Consider the following 4727-nt stretch of genomic DNA (forward strand, 5'->3'; position numbering starts at 1 on the left):
ATAACAGAAGACGTCAACGCGTGCTCAAGGGGCGATCCCCGGATGAGGTTGTGCGAAGCCGCCTGGCTGCCGAGCCGAAGCTCGCCAACCGCCGCTACAAGCCACCCGATGCAGACGCGTTGCCGCCCGCCCTCCAGGTCATCGCTCATGCCAAGGAGGTCTCGCATCCAGACAATCGGCAGACTGGCGTCGTCGTTGGCCAGCGACAGGCTCACGGCGACCTGGCAGTTGTCCTGCTTGCCCAACTGTCCGCAGTACTGGCGCGCCACCCCGACCGAATGGCTGCCCTTCTTGGGAAAGCTGGTGTCATCGATGATCCAGGCCCGGATGGCCCCATGCCGTTCGATGACGGGCAGCACTTGCTGGCGCACGCTCGCCAGCAGGATCTCATCCGACCACTCGGCCTGAGCCACGAGATGGTGCAGAGATTGGTGGGCCGCCTGGGCGCGGTCGGGTGCGAGCCGGGCCGCCATGGGCTCAATGCTCTTGCGTTCGCCCGGCAGGAGGAGCCCGGTACAGTAGGCCTGCATCGGGGCAATCCGATCGGCATGGCCGAGCCCTTCCGCAAGGGCATCAACATAGGCGGCAAACCGCGCCTCGCGCGTCTCTGATGGGATAGGAAGGTTCATCACACGCCTCCGCATGATGGATCTCCCGACTATAGCTCGCCTCGTGAGTTTATGACACAGTAGTACTAACGCATCGTCGGAACCGGAGGTCCGCGTCAGCAAAAGGTGGACCCGGTTTTCCGCTCCGAACGATGTGCCGCCAAGAGAAGAAGCATCGGACCGAAAAGGGCAAATCCACTTCTCGATCCAATGCTCTAGGTTCTCGACTGCGCCCGGTCATTTCTTGTCGGTTATCGTGTCTTCCGGGCTCGCTGCGAGAGCATATTCAATGCCTCGATCAAGGCAGAGAAGGCCATCGCCGCGTAGATGTAGCCCTTCGGCACATGAGCTCCGAAGCCTTCCGCGATCAGGACCATGCCGATCATAAGCAGGAAGCCGAGGGCGAGCATGACGACCGTCGGATTGGCCTGGATGAAGCGGGCGAGGAGATCGGCTGCCAGCAGCATGACAGTCACGGCGGCAACGACGGCGATGACCATGATCGGCACGTGATCCGTCATGCCGACGGCGGTAATGATGCTGTCGATGGAAAAAACGAGATCCAGGAGCAGGATCTGCACGATCGCCGAGGCGAAGCTCATCTGAACCTTTTTACCTTCGAAGAGGTCGGGTCCGGGATCGGGGTCGACATTGTGATGAATCTCCTTGGTGGCTTTCCAAACCAGGAACAGACCGCCGGCGACCAGGATCAGGTCTCGCCAGGAGAAGCCATGGCCGAAGGCCGTGAAGAGAGGCTCCGTGAGCTGGACGATGATCGCGATGGTTCCGAGCAGACCCAGTCGGAGAACAAGAGCGAGGCCGATGCCGATGCGCCGGGCCGTGGCCTGCTGATCGGCAGGCAGCTTGTTGGTCAGGATCGAGATGAAGATGAGGTTGTCGATCCCGAGCACGACTTCCATGACGACAAGTGTCGCCAAGGCAACCCACGCTGTCGGATCGGCGGCCAATGCAAAAATATAGTCCATGAAGCCCTTCCTATCATGTCATGCCCTTATTTCGGTTATTGTCGAGCTTGCGCAAGGGGGCGGGCTGGCATCCATTGCTCTTTGCCGCTTTCACAATTCGCTGATTTCGACATCGAGGCCGTTGAAGTGCGAGTGCCTGCGCCCACATGATTCAAAGACGAGCGTTGGGGCCGCCTCCCTATAATCTAGGCGAAATAACTTTTGGTTTCAGTGCTTTAGTTCTCGTGCCGGTTATGCGGCGGCAGCGCTATGGAACCGCCCATGGCAGGAGAAGCGTTCCCTCATGGAATGATCTGGAGGCGTGTCATGGCAGGAATTTCAGGACGGTGGCTGGTGACCGCCTCGTTGGTGGGAATGCTCGGAAGTCCATTGGCTGCTCTCGCCCAAGCAGGGCGGCCATGGATCGACCCTCCGTCTGAGGGAGAAACCAAGGCCCCGGCACCGATGTCGGCGCCATCGTCTCTTCCGGCGAAGCCGCCGACCCAAGCTGCGGGGCCTAATCCTGTAGCTCCTCCCGTTCCGGCTCCCACGGAAGCTAAGGCAAGCGCAGAAACTCAGCCGGCCGACGAGGCCTCGCCGCGTAAAACGGCAACGGGTCACCAAGCCAAGCAAAAGACAGCCACGGCACGGAAGTCACGTGCTTCCTCGCAGCAAGCCAACGCATCGGCGCGCAGCCAGAGACGGGAAAGGCAAGTGGCGCGCCGGCGTGCAACCGGAACGCAGCTGTCGCAGGCAGAATCCCGCGGTGCAATTGAACGTCGTGCGCGGGTTACACGCTATGGATCCGTGCAGGAAGGGCTGGACGCAGGTCTTCAGGTCATGAGGCTGCGAACCATTCAGCTCCCGGACGGCCGCCGCGTCGACGTTTTGACACGTCCTGATCAGGATATCGCATCTGGATTGCCGGACGGCTACTAATCTGTTGATCGAGGCGTTTACAGAAAGATATGTCGCGATATGCCGAGCCGGTTTGCCACGCGTGTCGATTGGCGTGCTTGGCTATCTGTTCCTTGTGGGTTCAATAACAGGCTGTTGAAATTGCGCTGCGATTTCTTCCGCGCGACGACGTATATCGAGCCAAAGACGTCGCTCCCGTTGTGCATCGGCAAGGGCGCGGTGTGCAGCTGGACCGAGCTCATCATTGCTGCGGTGCGCCTGCGCAAGAACATCCTGCATGAGCGTGCGATGAAGGTCATCCGGGACTTGAGCAGCCCGCAGCACGTCACGCATCACCCGCTTATGAGCCATCTCAGTGTCCTCGAGACGCAAGGCATGCCGTGGCAATCCTGCCGCCCGCAGGAGCTTGCTCAGCCACTTTCCATCCCATGATGGGGCCGTTGCATAGAGGGCGCGACCTTTCAAAACCGATATCATTCGTCGAGCGACATCTTCGAGCGGTGTTCCTTCCGATTTCAGCTGCTCTCGGCAAATGCCATGAATTCTCTCCGCTTTGGTATCCCAATCGGTCCAAGATGCGGCGGGCCTGATGAGATGGCTCTCCTCCTCGCCATTGGCGAAAGCCCAGGCGACCTCGATGGGATAGCCCTGTTTGCCAAGGGAGGACGCTTCGAAGTCCAGGAATACGGTGTTCGATAGGCAAGGCATCGTGGATCAACTCGCACATGTCGGCACTGCCGACCACAGACAGTCGTATCACAACCCAAAAGGCTAAAACCATCCTCTCGCACCGTGTGTCAGCGGGCGCTCTCGGGCCTGGCGGGAAACCCTACACGATGTGGGTTACATGGCCGCTATCGGTATCGGAATCTTCGAAAGTATTGCAGCAGCAGACATCAGCACGGGACCTGTCGGACCAGATCTCGCATCGTCCATCACATCTCCACTGCGCGAGGATGAAGAGGCGGTATGATGGATCCTCTCAACGGTTCGACACAGACCCGGTTACGCAGGTTCCTTAGCGCCCATTAACAGATGCGAAGCCTGTGGAGGGAGCGATTGACCCGGTCGTTACAGGGTCGCTACCCCCTGTTCTGAGTGTGTGCAACAAGCCCTTGCGCTTGGCTTCGTAATAATAGCCCCCGGCATAAAGTGCGACGGCGCGATCCGGATTGCCGCCAGAGACTCTATAGGCGTTCGCCAGATAGGGGACTGCATAAGTCAGATTGGTGTTGGCATCGAGCAACCCGGACACTGCCCCTCTGTAACCCATGCCGCGTGCGGTGGCATAGCGGATCTGCATGAGCCCGAGATTTCCTCGGTTGGATGCGAGTGGATTGTAACCACTCTCGCGTTTGATGATCCGATGTATCAATGCTTCCGGAATTCCGTGAGCTTTGGCGTGCTGCGCGACGAGTGCATCAATTTGAGCTCGTTCGGATGCGGTTGCAGGCAGCGTGCAAGCGATCGCTGCACACGCGAGAACAAGACGAGAAATCATGAAGGTGCCCTTGTTTGAGGAGATTTCTCGTTGTTTGAGGAGATTTCTCGCCGTCAATCGTGGCAATTGGACGTCAGCTTGGCTGTAACGAGTTTCCGCAGTGCATGCATTGATGCGGTGCGCTCCGCTCCGCCCCGGTGCCCTCTGGCGACTGCGCATTCAGCATGCTGTCCGGCAGATGCTTCGATCGCAACATTGTTTAGAGATGCGGCTGCTGCTTTCTCCAAAGGGGTAGCGACACAGCATTATGTCAGAGCGTGTAAGCTCTCGACGCTGACCGTTCTGCAAAAAATTGCAGAGGCTTGGAAGGTCAATGTGGCTGACTTATTCGATCCGATTCTTCGCATGAAAGCAGGCAGTGAGATCATCGAATGATTGTTGTAGCGCTTATGCTGTCTCGAATATTTCGCGCAAGCGAGTAGAATTTATCAAATACATATGCACGAGCAGGCACAACTTGGTCACTATACCAGATTCCAAGACGAGTCTTATACAGTGTAGGCAGTAAGAATAGGTCAGAGTACTTGAACCGGTAAGCAAGGGGTATCTTGGGCTCTTATGAGTTAAAGCTCGATTTTGAAAGTAGTAATGCCTTGTTTAGTCCCTAGCCGATCGTATTCACCTGCGCTGGTTGCGATGACCTGACTTGCGGCTTGGGCGAGCCAATCTGTTGCGCCTTTTTCATCGCGGCGAGGTTTGGAACGTCGGAACGCGTTGGCGGAGAAGACATGGGGT

The 4727-nt window shown here is 58.0% G+C and carries 5 protein-coding genes; 2 read left to right on the forward strand and 3 right to left on the reverse strand.

Features of this window, described 5'->3' with window-relative positions:
- Both FS320_RS38265 and FS320_RS38270 read right to left on the reverse strand, forming a co-directional pair.
- Positions 1-629, reverse strand: a 629-nt coding sequence (locus FS320_RS38265) for an IS701 family transposase (protein ID WP_244627655.1), incomplete at its 3' end; no start/stop codon positions are given.
- A gap of 230 nt (positions 630-859) precedes the next feature.
- On the reverse strand, positions 860-1594 hold the full coding sequence (locus FS320_RS38270) for a TerC family protein (RefSeq protein ID WP_152717514.1): 735 nt from the start codon (positions 1592-1594) through the stop codon (positions 860-862).
- A gap of 957 nt (positions 1595-2551) precedes the next feature.
- Between FS320_RS38270 and FS320_RS51180 the strand changes: the two genes are divergently transcribed.
- Positions 2552-2923 carry a hypothetical protein gene (locus tag FS320_RS51180; RefSeq protein ID WP_192926395.1) on the forward strand — a complete coding sequence of 124 codons (372 nt, stop codon included), beginning with the start codon at positions 2552-2554 and terminating at the stop codon, positions 2921-2923.
- Positions 2924-3509: 586 nt separating this feature from the next.
- Here the strand turns inward: FS320_RS51180 and FS320_RS38280 are convergent.
- On the reverse strand, positions 3510-3992 hold the full coding sequence (locus FS320_RS38280) for a lytic transglycosylase domain-containing protein (RefSeq protein WP_152717518.1): 483 nt from the start codon (positions 3990-3992) through the stop codon (positions 3510-3512).
- 30 nt (positions 3993-4022) lie between these two features.
- Between FS320_RS38280 and FS320_RS38285 the strand changes: the two genes are divergently transcribed.
- Positions 4023-4367, forward strand: a complete 345-nt coding sequence (locus FS320_RS38285; protein WP_152717519.1) for a hypothetical protein — start codon at positions 4023-4025, stop codon at positions 4365-4367.
- Positions 4368-4727 lie beyond the last annotated feature (360 nt).

Source organism: Microvirga tunisiensis, assembly GCF_009296175.1.
Taxonomy (GTDB): Bacteria; Pseudomonadota; Alphaproteobacteria; order Rhizobiales; family Beijerinckiaceae; genus Microvirga; species Microvirga tunisiensis.

Coding starts and splice junctions, on each gene's coding strand:
- FS320_RS38270 (WP_152717514.1), bottom strand. CDS start 1,594: ATGGACTATATTTTTGCATTGGCCGCCGATCCGACAGCGTGGGTTGCC.
- FS320_RS38280 (WP_152717518.1), bottom strand. CDS start 3,992: ATGATTTCTCGTCTTGTTCTCGCGTGTGCAGCGATCGCTTGCACGCTG.
- FS320_RS51180 (WP_192926395.1), top strand. CDS start 2,552: ATGCCGAGCCGGTTTGCCACGCGTGTCGATTGGCGTGCTTGGCTATCT.